At 67.8% G+C, this 19115-nt stretch carries 17 protein-coding genes and 2 pseudogenes; 8 read left to right on the top strand and 11 right to left on the bottom strand.

What is annotated here, in order from left to right:
* The first annotated feature begins 20 nt into the window (after positions 1 to 20).
* Entirely contained in the window at positions 21 to 830 is an 810-nt protein-coding gene (locus tag ACYAF3_RS23135) for a class I SAM-dependent methyltransferase (RefSeq protein WP_024928924.1), read from the top strand.
* Between the two features lie 119 nt (positions 831 to 949).
* A complete protein-coding gene (locus ACYAF3_RS23130; RefSeq protein ID WP_003116715.1) occupies positions 950 to 2353 on the top strand; it encodes an RtcB family protein in 1404 nt (467 codons plus the stop codon).
* A gap of 47 nt (positions 2354 to 2400) precedes the next feature.
* Here ACYAF3_RS23130 and ACYAF3_RS23125 read toward each other — a convergent pair whose 3' ends face one another.
* The 3 genes from ACYAF3_RS23125 to ACYAF3_RS23115 all read right to left on the bottom strand — a co-directional run bounded on the left by ACYAF3_RS23125 (position 2401) and on the right by ACYAF3_RS23115 (position 6743).
* The gene (locus ACYAF3_RS23125; protein ID WP_003113380.1) at positions 2401 to 3459 is read right to left on the bottom strand and encodes an AI-2E family transporter; all 1059 of its coding nucleotides are present in this window, start codon (positions 3457 to 3459) and stop codon (positions 2401 to 2403) included.
* A 159-nt stretch (positions 3460 to 3618) separates the two neighbouring features.
* Positions 3619 to 5304, bottom strand: coding sequence for a methyl-accepting chemotaxis protein (locus ACYAF3_RS23120; protein WP_010895628.1), 1686 nt, complete (start codon positions 5302 to 5304; stop codon positions 3619 to 3621).
* Between the two features lie 113 nt (positions 5305 to 5417).
* Positions 5418 to 6743, bottom strand: coding sequence for a Na+/H+ antiporter family protein (locus ACYAF3_RS23115; RefSeq protein ID WP_023084177.1), 1326 nt, complete (start codon positions 6741 to 6743; stop codon positions 5418 to 5420).
* 258 nt (positions 6744 to 7001) lie between these two features.
* Here ACYAF3_RS23115 and ACYAF3_RS23110 point away from each other — a divergent pair.
* Both ACYAF3_RS23110 and ACYAF3_RS23105 read left to right on the top strand, forming a co-directional pair.
* Positions 7002 to 8240: pseudogene (locus ACYAF3_RS23110) on the top strand (methyl-accepting chemotaxis protein); the annotation flags it as partial.
* A 369-nt stretch (positions 8241 to 8609) separates the two neighbouring features.
* Positions 8610 to 9146 (top strand): annotated as a pseudogene (locus tag ACYAF3_RS23105) (methyl-accepting chemotaxis protein); the annotation flags it as partial.
* 4 nt (positions 9147 to 9150) lie between these two features.
* Here the strand turns inward: ACYAF3_RS23105 and ACYAF3_RS23100 are convergent.
* The 5 genes from ACYAF3_RS23100 to ACYAF3_RS23080 form a co-directional block, all read right to left on the bottom strand.
* Positions 9151 to 9459, bottom strand: coding sequence for a hypothetical protein (locus ACYAF3_RS23100; protein WP_003116713.1), 309 nt, complete (start codon positions 9457 to 9459; stop codon positions 9151 to 9153).
* Positions 9460 to 9549: 90 nt separating this feature from the next.
* On the bottom strand, positions 9550 to 10887 hold the full coding sequence (gene carS / locus ACYAF3_RS23095) for a two-component system sensor histidine kinase CarS (protein WP_003090493.1): 1338 nt from the start codon (positions 10885 to 10887) through the stop codon (positions 9550 to 9552).
* On the bottom strand, positions 10884 to 11555 hold the full coding sequence (carR, locus tag ACYAF3_RS23090; RefSeq protein WP_003090494.1) for a two-component system response regulator CarR: 672 nt from the start codon (positions 11553 to 11555) through the stop codon (positions 10884 to 10886). The genes carS and carR overlap by 4 nt, the downstream gene beginning before the upstream one ends.
* Positions 11555 to 11869: a PepSY domain-containing protein gene (locus ACYAF3_RS23085; protein ID WP_003097704.1), complete on the bottom strand. Its 315-nt coding sequence runs from the start codon at positions 11867 to 11869 to the stop codon at positions 11555 to 11557. The genes carR and ACYAF3_RS23085 overlap by 1 nt, the downstream gene beginning before the upstream one ends.
* Positions 11869 to 12177, bottom strand: a complete 309-nt coding sequence (locus ACYAF3_RS23080) for a PepSY domain-containing protein (protein ID WP_003090497.1) — start codon at positions 12175 to 12177, stop codon at positions 11869 to 11871. Before ACYAF3_RS23080 ends, ACYAF3_RS23085 begins: the two co-directional genes overlap by 1 nt.
* Positions 12178 to 12391: 214 nt before the next feature.
* Between ACYAF3_RS23080 and ACYAF3_RS23075 the strand changes: the two genes are divergently transcribed.
* The 3 genes from ACYAF3_RS23075 to ACYAF3_RS23065 are packed head-to-tail and all read left to right on the top strand — an operon-like array spanning position 12392 to position 14644.
* Positions 12392 to 13474 (top strand): patatin-like phospholipase domain-containing protein, encoded by a 1083-nt coding sequence (locus tag ACYAF3_RS23075; protein ID WP_003113385.1) that lies wholly within the window; start codon positions 12392 to 12394, stop codon positions 13472 to 13474.
* A 26-nt stretch (positions 13475 to 13500) separates the two neighbouring features.
* Complete coding sequence (locus ACYAF3_RS23070) at positions 13501 to 14394, top strand: hypothetical protein (RefSeq protein WP_003116712.1); 894 nt, start codon at positions 13501 to 13503, stop codon at positions 14392 to 14394.
* Positions 14378 to 14644 carry a YfeK family protein gene (locus tag ACYAF3_RS23065; protein ID WP_003115326.1) on the top strand — a complete coding sequence of 89 codons (267 nt, stop codon included), beginning with the start codon at positions 14378 to 14380 and terminating at the stop codon, positions 14642 to 14644. Before ACYAF3_RS23070 ends, ACYAF3_RS23065 begins: the two co-directional genes overlap by 17 nt.
* On the opposite strand, the gene ACYAF3_RS23060 is transcribed toward ACYAF3_RS23065, so the two are convergent.
* Genes ACYAF3_RS23060 through hmpA form a run of 3 tightly spaced genes read right to left on the bottom strand, consistent with a single transcriptional unit; the run spans position 14645 to position 17318 of the window.
* Positions 14645 to 15838: an NnrS family protein gene (locus ACYAF3_RS23060; RefSeq protein ID WP_003122598.1), complete on the bottom strand. Its 1194-nt coding sequence runs from the start codon at positions 15836 to 15838 to the stop codon at positions 14645 to 14647.
* Entirely contained in the window at positions 15825 to 16082 is a 258-nt protein-coding gene (gene ppyR / locus ACYAF3_RS23055) for a psl/pyoverdine operon transcriptional regulator PpyR (RefSeq protein ID WP_003090502.1), read from the bottom strand. Before ppyR ends, ACYAF3_RS23060 begins: the two co-directional genes overlap by 14 nt.
* Positions 16083 to 16136: 54 nt before the next feature.
* On the bottom strand, positions 16137 to 17318 hold the full coding sequence (gene hmpA, locus ACYAF3_RS23050; protein ID WP_003113387.1) for an NO-inducible flavohemoprotein: 1182 nt from the start codon (positions 17316 to 17318) through the stop codon (positions 16137 to 16139).
* 154 nt (positions 17319 to 17472) lie between these two features.
* Between hmpA and norR the strand changes: the two genes are divergently transcribed.
* The gene (gene norR, locus ACYAF3_RS23045) at positions 17473 to 19026 is read left to right on the top strand and encodes a nitric oxide reductase transcriptional regulator NorR (protein ID WP_003113388.1); all 1554 of its coding nucleotides are present in this window, start codon (positions 17473 to 17475) and stop codon (positions 19024 to 19026) included.
* The last annotated feature ends 89 nt before the right edge of the window (positions 19027 to 19115 follow it).

Raw genomic sequence — 19115 nt, 5'->3', positions numbered from 1 at the left:
TGGATGAACCCGGAGGCCTCATGCCCACCTTCCACGATATCGACGTCCTGCGACACAACAGCGCCAGTTGGGACGCCCAGGCCGCCCGGGACTGCGAATGGTCGCGACCGGTCAGCGCCGAAGAGGTCGCCGCCGCACGCCGCGGCGACTGGGCGGTGAAGCTGACCCCGGGCGCGTTACCCGCTCACTGGCTGGGCGACGTACGCGGCCGCGAGATCCTCTGCCTGGCCTCGGCCGGCGGCCAGCAGGCGCCGATCCTTGCCGCCGCCGGCGCACGGGTCACGCTGTTCGACGCCTCGGCGGGACAGCTGGACAAGGACCGCCAGGTCGCCGCCCGCGACCGCCTCGAACTGGCCTGCGTGCAGGGCGACATGCGCGACCTCTCGACCTTCGCCGATGCCTCCTTCGACCTGGTCTTCAATCCCATCTCCAATCTCTACGTCGACGATGTCCTGCCGGTCTGGCGCGAATGCGCGCGGGTGCTGCGGCCGGGCGGCAAGCTGCTGGCGAGCTTCTACAACCCGGCGCTGTTCATCGAGGACCGCTCGCCGGAACTGGCAGAGCAGGGCCTGATCCGGCCGCGACATCGCCTGCCCTACTCCGACCTGGAAAGCCTCTCCGCCGAAGCCCTCGCGGCAAAGCGCGAGAAAGGCGAAGCCCTGGTGTTCGGCCATAGCCTGACCCAGCAGATCGCCGGCCAGCTCACCGCCGGCCTGCTGCTGCAGGATTTCTACGAAGACTGGCAACCGCACCCGCGCTTCGTCATCGACCGCTTCATGCCGACCTTCCTCGCCACCTGCGCGCTCAAGCCGAGGTCCGCCGCCGGTTGACAGCGGCGCGCGCGGACCTTAGAGTCCGCGCTCCCTTCCCGCCTGTGCTGCTGAGCGGAAAGACGCCAGCCTCCGGTTTCCACCGGACGGCTTCGCATTGTCTGTAGAGCGGCACTGTCATGTCCAAACATTCCCGGCTTGAAAAAGCCTTCCTGCGCAGCGGCATCCTCGTCGACCGCCAGCAGGACATCGTCACCCTCACCCGTCGTCACGACGGTACTTCGGCCCAGGTCCTGCTGCCCGCCAGCTTCGCGCTGGAGGAAAAGGCCGTGCGCCAGTTGCTCGACTTCGCCTCGGTCCAGGCACCCGGCGACACCGGGCACGTCTGCAAGGCCTGCGCCACGCCGGACTTCCATCCCGGCAGCATCGCCCCGGTCGGCTCCATCGTCGCCAGTACGGCGGACTTCGTCATTCCCGCTGCCATCGGCACCGACATCAATTGCGGCATGCGCCTGCTGCGTACCGGCCTGACCCTGTCCAGCGCCGAGGAGCACAGGCAAGCCCTGGTCGCCGGCCTGACCCACGTCCTGCTGCGTAACGGTCGCGACGTACCATTGCGGGTCCAGGCGTTCGAAGCGCTGTTCGCCGAAAGCCCCGGGCACTGCCTGGAGCGTCTCAGCGAAGACGGCCTGTGGGCCGAGGTCGACCAGGCGCGGCTGTTCCGCGAGTTACAGGGCTGCATCGGCCTGGATGAATTCGGCGGGCGTCTCGAGTATGCCCCCGAGGCCTTGCGCGATCGCCGCCGCAGCCTGATCCGCGATCCCGGCCTGGGTACCACCGGTTCCGGCAATCACTTCGTCGAGTTGCAGGTGGTGGACCGCCTGCTCGACCGCCACCAGGCCTTCGCCCTGGGCCTCAGGGCCGACGAACTGGTGGTGATGATCCACAGCGGCTCGCGCGATGTCGGCTTCCACGTCGGCCAGCGCTGGATGGACCGTGCCCGCACCGCCTGGCCGCGCGGCCGGCGCCACCCCGCGTCCGGCCTCTACGCGCTGGGCGGCGAGCTGGCCGGAGAATACCTCCAGGCCATGGGTGGCGCTGCGCGCTATGCCTGGCTGAACCGGGTGGTGCTGGCGGAGCTGGTGCGCAAGGTCTTGCGCGAGACCTTCCAGCGCGACGACAGCGCCCTGCTGGTGGACGTCCCGCACAACGTGGTGCTCCAGGAACAGGGCCTGAATCTCCACCGCAAGGGCGCCACGCCGGCCCGCCAGGGCGATCTGCTGCTGATTCCCGGCTCGATGGGCGATTACTCGTACATCGCCAGCGGCCTGGGACACCCGGACTGGCTATGGTCCTGCAGCCATGGGGCCGGCCGCAGCATCCGCCGGCAGGCGCTACGAGCGCTGAAAGGCCCGGGCGACAGCGCGCTGCCCTGGCACTGCGTGACCCTCCGTGAGGAGCGCCGCATCGAAGAGGCCCCGGGCGCCTACAAGCCGGTGGGGCCGGTGATCGATGCCCAGGAGCGTGCCGGGCTGATCCGGCCGCTGGCACGCTTGCGTCCGTGGCTGACCTTCAAGGCCTGAAACGAACAAGCCCCGCATTCGCGGGGCTTGTCTGCCACGGGCGCGACTCAGGCCTGCGGTTCTTCCTCGCGGCCAGTGAACAGGTCCCAGCTGGCCATGAACAGCGCAGCGATCAGCGGGCCGATGACGAAGCCGTTGAGGCCGAACAGGGCCATGCCACCGAGGGTGGAGATCAGCACCACGTAGTCCGGCATCTTGGTGTCCTTGCCGACCAGGATCGGGCGCAGGATGTTGTCCACCAGGCCGATCACCACCACGCAGAACAGGATCAGCACTACGCCCTGCCAGATCGCCCCGGTGAGCAGGAAATAGGCCGCCACCGGCGCCCAGATCAGCGCCGCGCCGATGGCCGGCAGCAGCGACAGGAAGGCCATCAGGGTGCCCCAGAGCAAGGCGCCCTCGATGCCCAGCAGCCAGAAGATCAGGCCGCCGAGAGCGCCCTGGGTGGCAGCCACGGCGATGTTGCCCTTCACCGTGGCGCGGATCACCGTGGTGAACTTGGCGAACAGGTGGTGCTTGTGTTCCTGGCTCAGCGGCACCGCCTGCTTGATCCGCCGGCCGAGCACGCGACCGTCGCGGAGGAGGAAGAACAGCAGGTAGAGCATGATGCCGAAGCTGATGACGAAGTCGAGGGTGTTCTGGCCGATGCTGAACGCCTTGGTCGCCACCACCTGGCTGGCCTGCATCGCTACCGAGGAGAGCTTCTCCTGCAGGCTCGAGAGATTGGCCAGGTCGAAGCGCTCCAGCCACTGGTGCACCGATGGCGGCAAGGCGGCCACCGCCTGCTGCAGGTAGGCGGCGAAGTTCAGTTCGCCGGACTTGACCCGCTGGTAGACGCTCGCGCCTTCCTGCACCAGCGAACCGGCGATGAAGATCACCGGGATGATCACGATCAGCACGCAGATCAGCAGGGTGATCAGCGCGGCGAGGTTCTTCCGATCCCTCAGGCGCACCTGCAGGCGGCGTTGCACCGGGGCGAAGATGATCGCCAGGATGGTGCCCCAGAACACCGCGCCGTAGAACGGCAGCAAGAGCCAGCCGAAGGCGAGCGTGACCACCGCCAGCAACAGGAGAAAAGTCCGGGATTCCAGTTTCGTGTCGAGCATGTCCAATCCATCTGGCAGTGGGAAGCAAAGCATTAGTCAGCCGGCGGACGTGGATCGTTCACGACTGCCGGCCGACTCCGCCGAATAATGACAGGAAGGCTCTGTGGCGCACCACTGCCGGCTGGCTCTTTTGCCGGCAGCGGTCGCGCGGGGGAAGGGTCAGATGCGGAACTGACCGACCAGTCGGCCCAGGCCCTGGCCCAGTTGCGCCAGGCTGCGGGCGGTCTGCGCGCCCTGCTGGGCCTCGTCGGCGACGCTGTCCACCGCGCCGGCGATCTGGTGCACGCTGCGGTTGATCTCCTCGGCCACCGCGGTCTGTTCCTCGGCGGCGCTGGCGATCTGCGCGTTCATCGCGTTGATGGTGGCGATCAGCTGGGCGATGGCATCCAGCGAATCGCCGGCCTGGTTGGCCTGGTTGCTGGTGCCCTCGCCGGCCTCGCCGGAACGGCGCATGGCGTCGACCGCGGCGTTGGTGCCCTGCTGCAGGCGATCGATCATGCCCTGGATTTCCTGGGTACTCTGCTGGGTGCGGCTGGCCAGCGCCCGCACTTCGTCGGCGACCACCGCAAAGCCACGTCCGGCCTCGCCGGCACGGGCCGCCTCGATGGCCGCGTTGAGCGCCAGCAGGTTGGTCTGTTCGGCAATGGAGCGGATCACCCCGAGCACACTGACGATGGATTGCACGTCCTGCTGCAGGCTATCCAGAGAAGTCCCGCTGTCGCGGATCTCGTCCACCAGCGCGTGGATGCGCTCGATGCTGCCGTCCACCACTCGCTTGGCCGCCTGGCCTTCGTGGTCGGTCTGCTGCGCGGCCTCGGCGGCGCGCTGGGCGCTCTGCGCCACTTCATGGGCGGCGGCGGACATCTCGTTGATCGCGGTGGCGACCTGGTCGGTCTCGTGGCGCTGGCGCTCCATGGCCTGCTCGGAACGCTCGGCCTGGGCCGACATCTGCTCCACCAGTTGCTTGAGGTCGCCGGTCATCCCGGCGATCTGCCGCACCAGACCGTGGATCTTCTCGACGAAGCGGTTGAAGGAACCGGCCAGCTCGCCCAGCTCGTCGTAGCTGGTCACCGGTAGGCGACGGGTCAGGTCGCCTTCGCCGGCGGCGATGTCATCGAGGTTCTGGCGGATCTGGTGCAACGGCCGCAGCATCGCGTTGGCCACCGCCAGGCCGATCACCAGCAGGACCACCAGAAGGACGCCGGCGATCCCCACGATACTGGCGATCAGGGTGCCGATACGCTCGTCGATGTCCTGCTTGATTTCCACCAACTGGGCCTCGACGCCGTCGAGGTTGATCGCCGAGCCGATAACCATGTCCCACTTCGGCAGGTACAGGGTGTAGGACAGCTTGGGCACCATGACGCTCTCGTTGCCCGGCAGCGGCGAGGTATAGGTCACGTAGTGGCTGCCGTTGCGGCCGGCCTCCACCAGTTCGCGGTTGAGGTAGACGCCGCTGGGATCGCGGCGGTCGCGGAAGCTCTTGCCGACGTCCACCGGGCTGTCGCCGCGAAACAGGCGCACCACCTGGGAGTCGTAGCCGAAGATATAGCCGTCCTTGCCGTACTTGATCTTCGACAGGCGCGCGATGGCCTCGGCGCGGGCATTCAGGTCGCCGTTGGCCGAGCGGTCGTACTCGGCCTGGATACTGCCCATGGCGATCTGCACGTAGTGCTCGAGTTCGGCACGACGGTCGCCGAGCAGGCGCTCGCGGGTATCCTTGACTTCGGCATCAGCCTGTTTTTTCAGGATCAGCACCGCTCCGCCGCTGAGCACCAGGGCGAAGAGCAGCACCGGCACCATGGCCAGCAGGAGGACTTTGGATTTCAGGGTCAGACGCATCATCAACTCCTAGCATGACGCCCAATAAAAAACGGGATTCCCGTTTCATCGGCAATCCCGTCGGAAGCTTAAGCGGCCGGCCCGACATTCCGTCAGGCGACCGCCCGAGATGGAACTCAGAGCAACATCGCGGCGGCCCAGCCGAACACCAGCAACGGCAGGTTGTAGTGCAGGAAGGTCGGCACCACGGTGTCCCAGATGTGATTGTGCTGGCCGTCGACGTTGAGCCCGGAGGTCGGCCCAAGGGTCGAGTCCGACGCCGGAGAACCTGCATCCCCCAGCGCGCCGGCGGTGCCGACGATGCTGACGATGGCCAGCGGGCTGAAGCCCAGTTGCACCGCCAGCGGGACGAAGATCGCGGCGATGATCGGCACGGTGGAGAACGACGAGCCGATGCCCATGGTGACCAGCAGGCCGACCAGCAGCATCAGCATGGCGCCGACCGCCTTGCTGTTGCCGATCCAGGCCACCGAGGCGTCGACCAGGCTCTGCACCTCGCCGGTGGCCTTCATCACCTCGGCGAAACCGGCCGCGGCGATCATGATGAAACCGATGGTGGCCATCATCTTCATGCCTTCGGTGAACAGGTCGTCGGTCTCCTTCCAGCGCACCACGCCGGACAGCGAGAAGACCACGAAACCGACCAGCGCGCCGATGATCATCGAGTCCAGCCACAGCTGTGCGACGAACGCGGCGACGATGGATACCCCGGCCACCGCCAGGCTCTTCGGGTTGTAGCTGACATCGACGCGTTCGGCCTGCTCGATCCGCTGCAAGTCGTAGACGCGCTTGCGGCGGTAGCTGAACAGCACCGCGATGAGCAACCCGGCGAGCATGCCCAGGGCTGGGATGAACATGGCGTGGGTGACGTTGATCCCGCTGACGTCGACGCCGTTGCGCGCCACGTTGGCCAGCAGGATTTCATTGAGGAAGATGTTGCCGAAGCCCACCGGCAGGAACATGTACGGGGTGATCAGGCCGAAGGTGATGACGCAGGCGATCAATCGCCGGTCGATCTGCAGCTTGCTCAGCACATAGAGCAGCGGCGGCACCAGCAGCGGGATGAAGGCGATATGGATCGGCAGGATATTCTGCGAGGATACCGCCACGCAGAGCAGCAGGCCGACCAGGATCCACTTGAACGCACCGGCGCCCTTGCCCTGCTCGTCGTGCCGGCCGAGCAGCGCCAGGACCTTGTCGGCCAGCGCATGGGCCACGCCGGAGCGAGCGATGGCCACGGCGAAGGCGCCGAGCATGGCGTACGACAGGGCCACCGTGGCGCCGCCGCCGAGGCCGCCGTTGAAGGCCTTGAGAGTCCCCTCCAGGCCTAGGCCACCGAACAGTCCGCCGACCACCGCGCCGATGATCAGCGCCAGCACGACATGCACACGGCAAAGGCTGAGGACGAGCATCAGTGCGACCGCCAGCACCACTGCGTTCATCGTTGAACTCCTTGCAAATGAAACGAACCCGGCCGCCTGCGACCGAAAAAAGGGGCGTACTCTGCTACAGCCATCCCCGCCTGTCAAAGCCGCGCATGGGCGAATGTCGCCTGGTTATAAACCGTTGTGCACGGTTCTTGCGTGCGATTCGCCGAACGACGGCAATCCGGCGCCAGCGAACGGACCGTCGTCAAGAATGGGCGAGCCCTGCCGATAAGCCTTGGGCCCCCGCAGTTTCTTCGTACAAGGACCCCTCCCATGTTCCTTCGCCGCCTGTCCATCCAATGGAAGATCACCCTGCTGGCAGGCCTCTGCCTGCTCGGCGTGGTCGCCTTGCTGGTCGGCCTTTCGGTCTACCGCATGCAGCACAGCAGCGTGCTGGTGAAAAGCGCCAGTACGCAGATGCTCGACGAATCGGCGCGCCTGCGCCTGGAAGCCCGCGGGGAATTGCAGGCGTTACGCATCCAGCGCTATTTCATGGATGCCTTCCAGTACGGCAAGGGCTTCTCCCGGCAGATCCTGTTCCTCCGCGACCAGGCGCAGAAGCGCTTCCTCGATGCCTACGACCTGCGCGAAGACCTGACCCGCCAGGTGCGCACCGCGCTCGCCGCCAATCCCGAGGTGCTCGGCCTGTACGTGGTCTTCGAACCCAATGCGCTGGACGGCAAGGACGAACTGTTCGTCGACCAGCCCGCCCTGGGCAGCAACGACAAGGGACGCTTCTCCCTGTACTGGGCGCAGGCCACGCCGGGACAGCTGGAATCCGAGTCGATGATCGAGTCCGAACTCGCCGACACCAGCAGCGGGCCCAGCGGCGCGGCCTACAACGCCTGGTACACCTGCCCGAAGGAAAGCGGGCAACCCTGCGTGCTCGATCCTTACTTCGACAAGGTCGGCGAACGCCAACTGCTGATGACCAGCATCGCCTTTCCCCTCGAACTGGATGGCAAGGTGATCGGCGTGATGGGCCTGGACATCAACCTGAGCAACCTGCAGGCGCTCAGCGAACAGGGCAACCGCGAACTCTACGACGGCGTCGGCCAGGTCGGCATCCTCAGCCCGGCCGGGCTGTTCGCCGGCAACAGCCGCGACGCCGGCCTGCTCGGCAAGAACCTGGTCAAGGCGGATCCGCAGCACGCCGGCGAACTCCTGCAACTGCTGGCCGCCGGCAAGAGCCGGTTGTTCAACGAGAACGACGACCTCAAGGTGCTGCAACCGTTGCAGCCGATTCCCGGCGCCAAGCCCTGGGGCGTGCTCCTCGAAGTGCCGAAGAGCGCCCTGCTCGGCCCGGCCCTGGCGCTGGAGCGGCAACTGGACGACATGCGTCGCGAAGGCACCTGGGTCGAACTGGGCCTCGGCCTCGGCGCCGCGGTGCTCGGCCTGCTGGTGCTGTGGCTGAGCGCCCGCGGCGTGACCCGGCCGATCCTCGGCGTCGCCCACATGCTGCGCGACATCGCCAGCGGCGAAGGCGACCTGACCCAGCGTCTGCCGCACACCGGGCGCGACGAGCTGGGCGAACTGGCCGGTTGGTTCAACCGTTTTCTCGACAAGCTGCAGCCGATCATCCGCGACGTGAAGGTCTCGGTGCGCGATGCGCGCAGTACCGCCGACCAGTCGGCGGCGATTTCCAGCCAGACCAGCGCCGGCATGCAGCAGCAGTTCCGCGAGATCGACCAGGTCGCCACCGCATCCCACGAGATGACCGCCACTGCCCAGGACGTCGCCCGTAGCGCCGCCCAGGCCGCCGACGCCGCGCGCGGTGCCGACCAGGCGACCCGCGACGGCCTGGCGCTGATCGACCGCACCACACAGAGCATCGACAGCCTGGCCGCCAACCTGACCAGCGCCATGGGCCAGGTCGAGCAACTGGCCAGCAGCAGCGAGGAAATCGGTTCGGTGCTGGAAGTGATCCGCGCCATCGCCGAGCAGACCAACCTGCTGGCGCTCAACGCGGCCATCGAGGCGGCCCGCGCCGGCGACGCCGGCCGCGGCTTCGCGGTGGTCGCCGACGAAGTGCGCAACCTCGCCCGGCGCACCCAGGACTCGGTGGAACAGATCCGCGGGGTGATCGAAGGCCTGCAACAGGGCACCCGCGACGTGGTCGACGCCATGCATGGCAGCCATCGCCAGGCCCAGGGCAGCGTCGAGCAGGTGGATGAAGCGGTGGCCGCGCTGCAACGGATCGGCGAGGCGGTGACGGTGATCAACGACATGAATCTACAGATTGCCAGCGCCGCCGAGGAACAGAGCTCGGTAGCCGAGGAGATCAACCGCAATGTCGCGGCGATCCGTGACGTCACCGAGTCGCTGTCGAGCCAGGCCGAGGAATCGGCCCAGGTCAGTCAGTCGCTGAACCGCCTGGCCAACCACCAGCAGGGCCTGATGGAACAGTTCAAGGCCTGACCGTTCACGGCCTGAATAGCGCCGGGGGGCCGTAGGTCCCCCAGATCGCCAGGCGGGCCAGCGAGCGCAGCCAGCCACGCAGACGCGCCGGGGCTCCCGCCTCGGCCACCTTCGCTGCCGCTGTCCCGGCCTGTCGCGGCTCGCCGCGCTCGCTGCGCAACGCGTTTTCCACGGCCTGCTCGTAGCGAGCCTGCGCGAGTAACCGCGGCGACCGCCCCTCCTCTCGCTGTCCACTGGACTCGCCCAACAGGAACACCAGCACCGGCAGCATCAGCGCCCAGCGCCAGCGGCCCGTACTCGTCCGCCGTTTCATCGTCCAAGACCTCCTTGCAAGAAGCCCGGGATGCTAGGGAAAGCGCAGGAGGAAATCTTGCCGGGACTGTCGGCAAATGGTGAAGAACTGTTAAGCCCTGGCGGCGCGGCCGCTCTTCTGCAACGGCAACTCGACGCTCACCCGCAGGCCGCCCAGCGGGCTGTCCTCGAGACTCAGGCGGCCACCGCAGGCCTCGGCGATGTCGCGCGCGATGCCCAGGCCCAGGCCATGGCCGCTGACCTGCTCGTCGAGCCGGGTACCCCGCTCGAGCACCGCCTGGCGCTGGTCGGGGAGGATGCCGGGGCCGTCATCGTCGACCTTCAGGCGGACCATGCCCTCGCCCTGCGCGACAGTCAGGCGGACTTCGCTATCGGCCCACTTGCAGGCGTTGTCCAGCAGATTGCCGAGCATCTCCAGCAGGTCCTCGCGGTCCCATGGCAGGCGCAGCCCCGGTGGCGCGCTCCAGCTCACCTGCAGGTGCGGGCCGTGGATCAGGCGCAGGGTGTCGCACAGCGACGGCAACTCCTCGGCGCAATCGAAATGTGCGCCAGGCAGCGCTTCGCCGACCAGGCGCGCCTTGCCCAACTCGCGACCGAGGCGCTGCTGGATCTGTTCCAGCTGTTCGCGCAGGACCTGTTGCAACTCCGGCTGGCGCGCCATCTCCTCGCGCTCGGCGAGGCTGACCAGCACCGCCAGCGGCGTCTTCAGGGCGTGACCGAGGTTGCCCAGGGCGTTGCGCGAACGCTTCAGGGTCTCCTCGGTGTGCGCCAGCAGGTGGTTGATCTGCTCCACCAGCGGCTCCAGTTCCTCGGGAGCCTGGTTGTCCAGTTGGCTACGCTGGCCCTGCTGCAGCTGGGCGATCTGCAGGCGCACCTCCTCCAGCGGACGCAGCGAACGACGCACGGTCAGGCGCTGCAACAGCAATACCAGGAGCAGCGCCAGGGCGCCGGCGCCCAGACCCATCCACTGCACACGGGCGAAGCTTTCCAGGATCGGCGTATAGTCCTGCGCCACCACGATCCGCAGCTTCTGGCCCATGCGCTTGTAGTGGCCGCGGAACACCAGCAGTCGCTGCTCCTCGGGCCCATCGACCAGGCCCTGCACCAGCCCTTTCTTGTGCGGCACTTCCAGCTCGCTGTCCCACAGGGAGCGTGAGCGCCAGGTGTCCTTTTCCAGCTCGATGACGAAATAGCGCCCGGAATACGGGCGCTGGAACGCCGGGTTGAGGCGTTGCTCGTCCAGTTGCATGCCGTTCGGCCCGCGCACCATGGCCACCAGCAGGTTCTCCGCCTCCTCGCGCAGATTGCCGGCGAAATAGCGCCGCAGGCCCTGGTCGAACAGCCACAGGCCGGTCTGCGCGAGGACCAGCCCGACCACCAGCAGCACCGCGAACAGGCCGACGCTCAGGCGCCGCTGGATCGACCTCATCCGGCGGCCACCCCGGCGTAGCGGTAGCCCTGGCCACGGCGGGTCTCGATCACCTCGCGGCCGAGCTTGCGCCGCAGGTGGTTGACGTGGACCTCGATGACGTTGGAATCGCGTTCGGTCTCGCCGTCGTACAGATGCTCGGCCAGGTGCCCCTTGGACAGGACCTGGCCGGGGTGCAGCATGAAATAGCGCAGCAGGCGGAATTCGGCGGCGGTCAGGTCGACGTCGGCGCCGTTCAGGCACACGCACTGGCGCTGCTCGTCCAGGCGCAGCCCGGCGGCCTCCAGCTGGCTCTGGTTGGCCAGCCCATGGGCGCGGCGCAACAGGGCCTGGATGCGCAAGGCCAGCTCTTCCGGATGGAACGGCTTGGTCAGGTAGTCGTCGGCACCGGCCTTGAGCCCATCGATGCGTTCGGCCCAGGAACCGCGCGCGGTGAGGATCAGCACCGGAGTCGCGAGTCCCAGCCCACGCCACTCCTGGAGTATCTCCAGGCCGGGACGCCCGGGCAGGCCGAGGTCGAGGATGATCAGATCGTAGGGCTCGCTGGCGCCCTGCACCGCCGCGTCGCGGCCGTCGGCCAGCCAGTCCACCGCGTAGCCCTGGCGGGTCAGGCTGGCCATCAGTTCATCGGCCAGGGGAACGTGATCCTCAACCAGCAGCAACCGCATCAGTCGTCTTCCTCGTCCTTCAGGATGCGGCCGTTGCGGGCATCCAGTTCCAGTTCACGCACGACGCCGTCGCGGGTGAGCAGCTCCACCTCGTAGACATACACGTCGTCTTCCTCTTCCAGCTCGACCTCCAGCAGGCGCGCCCCGGGGTAACGCCCCAGGGCTTCCTGCATGAGGGATTCGAGCGGCTGTATCACACCGTCCTGGCGCAGGCGCAGGACCTCGTCCTGGTCCAGGTCGCGCGCCATCGCTTCGAGGCTGATGACCGCCAGGACCAGTGCGACGATCCCGGCGTAGCGCATGAGCCACTTCATCAGTCGTCCTGGTGGTCCTTGAGCACGGCGCCGGTAGCGGCATCCAGCTCCAGGTCCCATTTCACGCCCTGCGGGTCGCGCAACTCGACCTGGTAGATGTAGCGGCCGTATTCCTCTTCCAGCTCGGTATCGTGGACGCTCGAGCCGGGATGCTTGGCGATGGCGTTCTTGTTCAGCTCTTCGAAGGACTTGATGGTCCCGGCGTCACGCAGCTTCAGCGCCTCGTCCGGGCCGAGGTCGCGGGCCTGGGCCAGGCCGGCAGTCAGGGCGATGGCGGTGGCGGCGAACAGGGCAGTCAGTTTCTTCATGGGAATCTCTCCGTGGGAATCAATCGTGTTGCTTTCGACGGTTTGCAGATTAACCGGGCGCTCTTAATTGAAGCTGAATTTGCCGCAAGGACATGGCCGGGGCGCGCCATAGGGTAACGGAAAGCCTCTGCGATGGGGCTCGCCGGCGTTCGAAAGCGCTTGGTCCTGCGACAACTCGTCCTATAATCGCCGGTCCGCAAGGGAGAAGACCAGCATGCCAGCCATCCAGATCAAGTCCCCCGCACTGACCCTCAAGGCCGGTCGCCGCGCCCTCGCCCGCATCCGCGAGCGCGGCCTGCAGCCGGCCGACGTCGGCATCGTCCCCGGTGCCGCCGGCGGGCCAAAGGCGCTGGGCATCCAGGGACTGGACCTGGCGATCTTCGGCGAGTGGCTGCCGCGCGCCCCGCGTGAACGCTCGCTGATCGGCGCCTCCATCGGTTCCTGGCGCTTCGCCAGTGCCTGCCTGCCCGACGCCGTGGCCGGCCTCACCCGCCTCGGCGAGCTGTACACCCGGCAGCGTTTTCCCAAGGGCGTGAGCATCGCCGAAGTCTCGCGCAAGTGCGCGGCGATGCTCGACGACCTGCTCGCCGGCCAGGACGCGCGGATCCTCGACAACCCGCTGTACCGCCTCAACGTGGTGGTGGTGAAGAGCCACGGGCGCCTCGCCCACGACCACAAGGCCAGCCTCGGCCTGGGGCTGTCCTCGGTGATCCGCGACAACCTGATCGGCCGCCGCCATCTGCACCGCCACTTCGAACGGGTGATCCTGCATGACGCCCGCCAGGCGCCGCCGCTGGCCGCGCTGACCGACTTCCCGTCGCGCTACCTGCACCTGGACGGCGGCAACCTGCGCCAGGCGCTGCTCGCCTCCGGCTCGATCCCGATGGTCATGGAAGGCGTCCGCGACCTGCCTGGCGCCGGCCCCGGCACCTACCGCGACGGCGGCCTGCTCGACTACCATCTCGACCTGCCCTACGAGGACCGCGGCGTGGTGCTCTACCCGCACTTCACCGACAAGGTGATCCCCGGCTGGTTCGACAAGGGCTTGCCCTGGCGCCGTGGCGACGCCGGGCGCCTGCAGGACGTGCTGCTGCTGGCGCCGTCGCGCGAGTACCTGGCGCGCCTGCCGCACGCCAAGCTGCCGGACCGCAAGGACTTCACCCGCTACCTCGGCGACGACGACGGCCGCGAGCGCTACTGGCGCCAGGCGATGGCGGAAAGCCGCAGGCTCGGCGACGAATTCCTCGAACTGGTCGACGGCGGCCGGCTCGGCGAACGCCTGCAAGCGCTGGACTGAGCCGCCACCGACGAGAAGGATCCTGCATGAAACTGGCCGTAGCGCTGATCCACGGCATCGGCGACCAGCCCGATAGCCGCGACGAGGACGGTCTGCACAGCTACGCCCGCGAACTGGTGGCGGCGCTGCGCCGACGTCTCGGCGCGGAAGCCGGCGAGGTGGCCTTCCAGAGCCTGTACTGGGCCAGCGTACTGGACGCCCGCGAGCTGGACTACCTCAAGCGCATCGAGCGCGAGCCGCTGGGCTGGCGCTGGCTGCGCCGGGCGGTGACGCTATTCCTCGGCGACGCCAGCGGCTACCGCAAGGTCAGCGCCGCCTACGACACCACCTACCAGCAGGTCCACCAGCACGTGCGCAGCGGGATCATGGCCCTGCGCGCGAAAGTCGGGCCGCAGACGCCGCTGGTGATCCTCGCCCACTCCCTGGGCGGGCACATCGTGTCCAATTTCATCTGGGACCAGCAGAAACTCAACCGCACGCCGAGTTGCTCGATCGACCCCTTCCTCGGCCTGGAAACCCTGGCCGGGCTGGTCACCTTCGGTTGCAACATCCCGCTGTTCACCTTCGCCTACGAGAAGGTCTGTCCGATCCGCTTTCCCGGCCACTGCCTGCCCCCGGCCATCCGCCAGCAGGCACGCTGGCTGAACGTCTACGCGCCGGCCGATCCGCTCGGCTATCCGCTGCGGCCGTTGCAGAACTACGCCGCGGTCGTCCACGAGGACCTCGCCCTGCCGGTCGGTCCCTGGTACAAGCGGCACACCCCGTTGAGCCACATGGAGTACTGGAACGATGCGCGCTTTCACGATTACCTGGCGGACTACCTGCGCCGCCTGTTGGCTGCTGGCCTCGAGCCTGCCGGCGCTGGCCGCGCCCTCCCCGCAGGCGAGCCAGGAGATCGGCCGCTTGCTGAGCTTTGTTGAAGACAGCGGCTGCACCTTCATCCGCAACGGCAGCGAATACCCGGCCGCGGAAGCCCGCGCCCACCTGCAGAAGAAGCTCGACTACCTGGAGCGCAAGGATCTGGTCGCCAGCAGCGAGGACTTCATCGAGCGCGCCGCGACCCAGAGCAGCCTCAGCGGCAAGCCCTACCAGGTGCGCTGCGCCACGCAGACGCGCAACTCCGCCGACTGGCTGAACCAGGAGCTGCGGCGTCTGCGGCAAGCCCCCTGATCAACCAGGATGGCCGTCGACCCGCGGACGACACAGCATCGGCGCATAGAACCAGGCGAACAGCAGGAACGCCAAAGCCCACAGTCCGCCTGCCAGGGGCAGCGCCCAGTTCGCCGGCAACAGGCTGGGCAGGAACACCCGCGCCGCGCAGCCGAGATTGAGCAGAGCGAAAGCCCAGGGCATCGCTGCCGGCGGTTGCAGCGCGCGACCGGTATGGCCGAGAGTGACCCGTGCCAGCATCGCCAGGATCAACCCGCCCATGCCGCCCACCGCCAGCGCGTGCAGCGCCTGGCTCGGCGCCAGCGCCAGGCCCAGGCTCCAGAGCGCCATGCCAAGCGGCGCCACGGCGATCCAGAAATATGCCAGGTGCAGAGACCAGAGCAGCGGCACCTGCCAGATGCCGCGATCGCGCCAACGCCACAGGCGCCACAGTTGCGCACCACCGAGGGCGGCGAACAGTCCTGCAAGCCAGGGCGTCGGCTGCGTCGTGACGCCCGCGGCGGTGAGCAGCGCCACCAGCACGCAGCCCAGCAGGATGCCATTGTCCAGCCAGGCGATCGCCGGCACCTGCTGCTGACGGCCGAGACCGCGCTGGGTGAAGAACGGGATCACCCGCCCGCCGATCAGGTTCATCATCCCGGCGATCAGCCATAGCGCGGCGATGGAGGCACGCCGTTGCCAGTCGTCGTTGCCCTCGAACAGGCCGAGCAGGACCAGGGCGTCGGCCAGGGTCAACAGCAGCAACAGGCCCACCACCGGGTAATTGCGCTTCTGCCGCACCCGCCACAGGCTGCGACCGATAGCCCAGGCCAATAGCGGCAGGAAGCTCAGTTGCAGCACCAGCAGCAGCGCCAGCGGCGCATCGAATAGCCAGGCCAGGCGCGCCGCCAGCCAGAGCCCGGCGAGCAGGGCCAGGGGTTTGCCCTGCAGGCCGGGTACGCCGGTCCATGTCTGCACGGCGGTCAACAGGAAGCCGGCGATGATCGCCACGCCGAAACCGAATAGCATTTCGTGACGATGCCAGGCCAGCCAGCCACCGACCGGTTGCCAGCCGCTCCAGAGCCCGGCCAGCGCCGCCAGCCAGAGCGCGATGGCGAGGACCGCGAACAGCGCGCCGCCGAGGAAGAACGGGCGGAAGCCCAGGCGCCAGATCGGCGGTATGGCCATCAGCCTGGAACGATCAAGCACTTGCACAGCAGACCTCCCAACCGGGTCGACGCATGCGGAACAGCGCGCTCAGGCGCATCACGTAGCCGATCTTCAACAGGGTCGGGCCGAGGATCACCAGCGCATGGGAAAACACCAGCGCCGGCATGTTCAGGTAGCGGTCGAGGAAATAGGCGGCGATCACGCCGGCGACGAGCAGCGCCAGGCCGGCCGCCAGCAGCCCGTGACCGATCCGCAGCACCCGCCGTGGACAATCGAACAGAGCGTTCATCTCGATCTCCTTTTTCCGAAAAAGGGCCGACGCACCTCGCGCCGGCCCGTCGCTTCAGGCGTCCAGCGCGGCGGCCGGACCGAAGAACTCGTAGTGGCATTGCTGCGAGGGTACGCCGAGGTCGGCCAGGTGGCGCTTGACCTGCGCCATGAAAGGCCGGGGTCCGAGGAAGTAGGCGTCCAGGTCGCGCTCCTGCGGCAACCAGTCGGCCAGTTTCTCGCGGCTCAGCAATCCCTCGGCGTCGGCACTGTCGCCGGCGCGCGGTTCGCTGTAGCAGAAGAAGTGCTCGACCTGCTCGTGCTGCGCCGACACGTCTTCGATCCAGTCGCGGAAGGCATGCACGCCGCCATGCCGGGCGCAATGGATGAAGCGGATCGGCCGCGCCTGCGGCAGCGCTTCCTGCAACATGGCCAGGGCCGGGGTGATGCCGACGCCGGCGGTGATCAGCACCAGCGGCTTGTCGCTGTCACGCAGGACGAAATCGCCAGCCGGCGGAAACAGATCCAGCTCGTCGCCCTCGGCGACCCGGTCATGCAGGTAATTGGAGACCCGTCCACCCGCCTCGCGCTTGACGCTGATGCGGTATTCGCGGCCGTTGCTGGCAGCGGAAAGCGAATAGTTGCGGCGCACTTCCTCGCCGTCGATGTCCAGCCGCAGGCCGATGTACTGTCCCGGCTGGAACGCCAGCAGCGGCTGGCCGTCCACCGGCTCCAGGTAGAACGAGGTGATTTCCTCGCTCTCCGCCTGCTTGCGTGCCACGCGGAAGCGCCGCACGCCGCGCCAGCCGCCATCGGCCTGGGCGCTGGCGGCATACACCGACTCCTCGGCCTCGATCAGCAGGTCGGCCAGTTGCTGGTAGGCCGCGCCCCAGGCTTCGAGGACTTCGTCGGTGGCGATCTGTTCGCCGAGGACCTCGCGGATCGCCCGCAACAGGCAAGTGCCGACGATCGGATAGTGTTCGGGCAGCACCTGCAGGGAGACATGCTTGTTCACCACCTTGGCCACCAGCGGGCCGAGTTCCTGCAACTGGTCGATGTGCCTGGCGTACATCAGCACGCCATTGGCCAGCGCCCGCGGCTGGTCGCCGCTGGCCTGGTGGGCCTGGTTGAACAGCGGGCGAACCTCGGGGTACTCGCCGAGCATGGTGCGGTAGAAATGGGTGATCAGCGCTTCACCGCCGGTCTCCAGCAGCGGTACGGTGGCTTTGATGAGGGCACGTTGGGCATTGGACAACATAGATGACTCCTGACGCATGCAAGGTTTTGTTTCACCTCGAAGCATTTCAGGAAGCGTGCCAAGGCAAACTACCAGAATTCACGGGCCTTGCAGGCCGGCATAGGTCATAATGACTGCAACCATTCAGAGTCATTAGGACTGCAAAGAGGTCGAAATGACCACCAACCCCTTGCTTGCCACCCTGATCCCGCTGGTTGCCGACCTGTCCCGCGACCTGCCGGAAGACGAACGCTACCGCCGCCTGCTCCAGGCCCTGCGCGACCTGCTGCCCTGCGACGCCACCGCGCTGCTGCGCCTGGACGGCGAATACCTGATCCCGCTGGCGGTGGACGGCCTCAGCCCGGACACCCTCGGCCGGCGCTTCCGGGTCGGCGAACATCCGCGCCTCGAGGCCCTCCTGGAGCGCCGCGGGCCGACCCGCTTCCCCGCCGACTGCGGCCTGCCCGATCCCTACGACGGTCTGGTGGAAGGCCTCCACGGCCACCTGGAAATCCATGATTGCCTGGGCTGTCCGCTGTACCTCGACGACCAGCCCTGGGGCTTGCTGACCCTGGATACCCTCGATCCGTCGCGCTTCGCCAGCGCCGACCTGGATACCCTGGAGGCCTTCGCCAGCCTCGCCGCCGCCACGGTCAAGGCCAGCGAGCGGATGCGCGACCTGACCCGCCGCGCCGAGGACGAGCACCAGCGCGCCGAGGCCTATCTCGAAGCCGCTGGCGAGCGGCCACGGGAAATGATCGGCCAGAGCGCCGCGCACAAGGCGCTGCTGGAAGAAATCCGCCTGGTCGCCAACAGCGACCTGAGCGTACTGATCACCGGCGAGACCGGGGTCGGCAAGGAACTGGTGGCGCAATCCATCCACCGGCATTCCATGCGCAGCGGCAAGCCGATGATCAGTCTCAACTGCGCCGCGCTGCCCGAGACCCTGGTGGAAAGCGAATTGTTCGGCCATGTGCGCGGCGCCTTCTCCGGCGCGGTCAACGAACGGCGCGGCAAGTTCGAACTGGCCGACGGCGGCAGCCTGTTCCTCGACGAGGTCGGCGAGTTGCCGCTGGCGGTGCAGGCCAAGCTACTCCGCGTGCTGCAGAGCGGGCAGTTGCAGCGGGTCGGCTCCGATCGCGAGCACCGCGTCGACGTACGCCTGATCGCAGCCACCAACCGCGACCTGGCCGAGGAAGTGCGTGCCGGGCGCTTCCGCGCCGATCTCTACCATCGCCTCAGCGTCTATCCCTTGCGCGTGCCGCCGCTGCGCGAGCGCGGCCGCGATATCCTCCTGCTGGCCGGCTACTTCCTCGAGGAAAACCGACCGCGCCTGGGACTGCGCAGCCTGCGCCTGGACCACGAGGCCCAGGCCGCGCTCCTCGACTATCGCTGGCCGGGCAACGTGCGCGAACTCGAGCACCTGGTCGGCCGCGCCTCGCTCAAGGCCCTCGGCCACAATCCGGAGCGGTCGCGGATCGTCACCCTGCATCGGCAGGATCTCGACCTGCCCGCGGAAACCCCCGCGCCACCTCGCAGCGTGGTCGAGCCCGCGCCCGCCGCGCCAACGACCGGTCACTCGTTGCGCGCGGCCACCGACGCCTACCAACGCCGCCTGATCCAGGACTGCCTGGCCCGCCACCAGGGAAGCTGGGCCTCGGCTGCACGCGAGCTGGGCCTGGATCGCGCCAACCTGGCGCGCCTGGCGCGCCGCCTGCAACTCAGGTAAACGACCGCCCGGTCGGAGCAGACCGGGTCCGGCGCGCAAACCTGCTACCATGGCGCCCCCATTCCGGTTGTCCGATAACCCCGATCCAG

This window comes from Pseudomonas sp. TZ252, from assembly GCF_056110345.1.
The sequence above is the reverse complement of the archived record's forward strand: the minus strand, read 5'-3'. Positions and strand labels throughout refer to the sequence as shown.

Excerpts from the sequence above, each read along its gene's own strand:
- hmpA (WP_003113387.1), bottom strand. The coding sequence starts at position 17,318 with ATGTTGTCCAATGCCCAACGTGCCCTCATCAAAGCCACCGTACCGCTG.
- ACYAF3_RS23125 (WP_003113380.1), bottom strand. The coding sequence starts at position 3,459 with ATGCTCGACACGAAACTGGAATCCCGGACTTTTCTCCTGTTGCTGGCG.
- ppyR (WP_003090502.1), bottom strand. The coding sequence starts at position 16,082 with ATGAACGCTCTGTTCGATTGTCCACGGCGGGTGCTGCGGATCGGTCAC.
- carR (WP_003090494.1), bottom strand. The coding sequence starts at position 11,555 with ATGCGGTTGCTGCTGGTTGAGGATCACGTTCCCCTGGCCGATGAACTG.
- ACYAF3_RS23115 (WP_023084177.1), bottom strand. The coding sequence starts at position 6,743 with ATGAACGCAGTGGTGCTGGCGGTCGCACTGATGCTCGTCCTCAGCCTT.
- ACYAF3_RS23135 (WP_024928924.1), top strand. The coding sequence starts at position 21 with ATGCCCACCTTCCACGATATCGACGTCCTGCGACACAACAGCGCCAGT.
- ACYAF3_RS23120 (WP_010895628.1), bottom strand. The coding sequence starts at position 5,304 with ATGATGCGTCTGACCCTGAAATCCAAAGTCCTCCTGCTGGCCATGGTG.
- ACYAF3_RS23075 (WP_003113385.1), top strand. The coding sequence starts at position 12,392 with ATGCCAGCCATCCAGATCAAGTCCCCCGCACTGACCCTCAAGGCCGGT.
- ACYAF3_RS23070 (WP_003116712.1), top strand. The coding sequence starts at position 13,501 with ATGAAACTGGCCGTAGCGCTGATCCACGGCATCGGCGACCAGCCCGAT.
- ACYAF3_RS23080 (WP_003090497.1), bottom strand. The coding sequence starts at position 12,177 with ATGAAGAAACTGACTGCCCTGTTCGCCGCCACCGCCATCGCCCTGACT.
- norR (WP_003113388.1), top strand. The coding sequence starts at position 17,473 with ATGACCACCAACCCCTTGCTTGCCACCCTGATCCCGCTGGTTGCCGAC.
- carS (WP_003090493.1), bottom strand. The coding sequence starts at position 10,887 with ATGAGGTCGATCCAGCGGCGCCTGAGCGTCGGCCTGTTCGCGGTGCTG.
- ACYAF3_RS23130 (WP_003116715.1), top strand. The coding sequence starts at position 950 with ATGTCCAAACATTCCCGGCTTGAAAAAGCCTTCCTGCGCAGCGGCATC.
- ACYAF3_RS23100 (WP_003116713.1), bottom strand. The coding sequence starts at position 9,459 with ATGAAACGGCGGACGAGTACGGGCCGCTGGCGCTGGGCGCTGATGCTG.
- ACYAF3_RS23085 (WP_003097704.1), bottom strand. The coding sequence starts at position 11,869 with ATGAAGTGGCTCATGCGCTACGCCGGGATCGTCGCACTGGTCCTGGCG.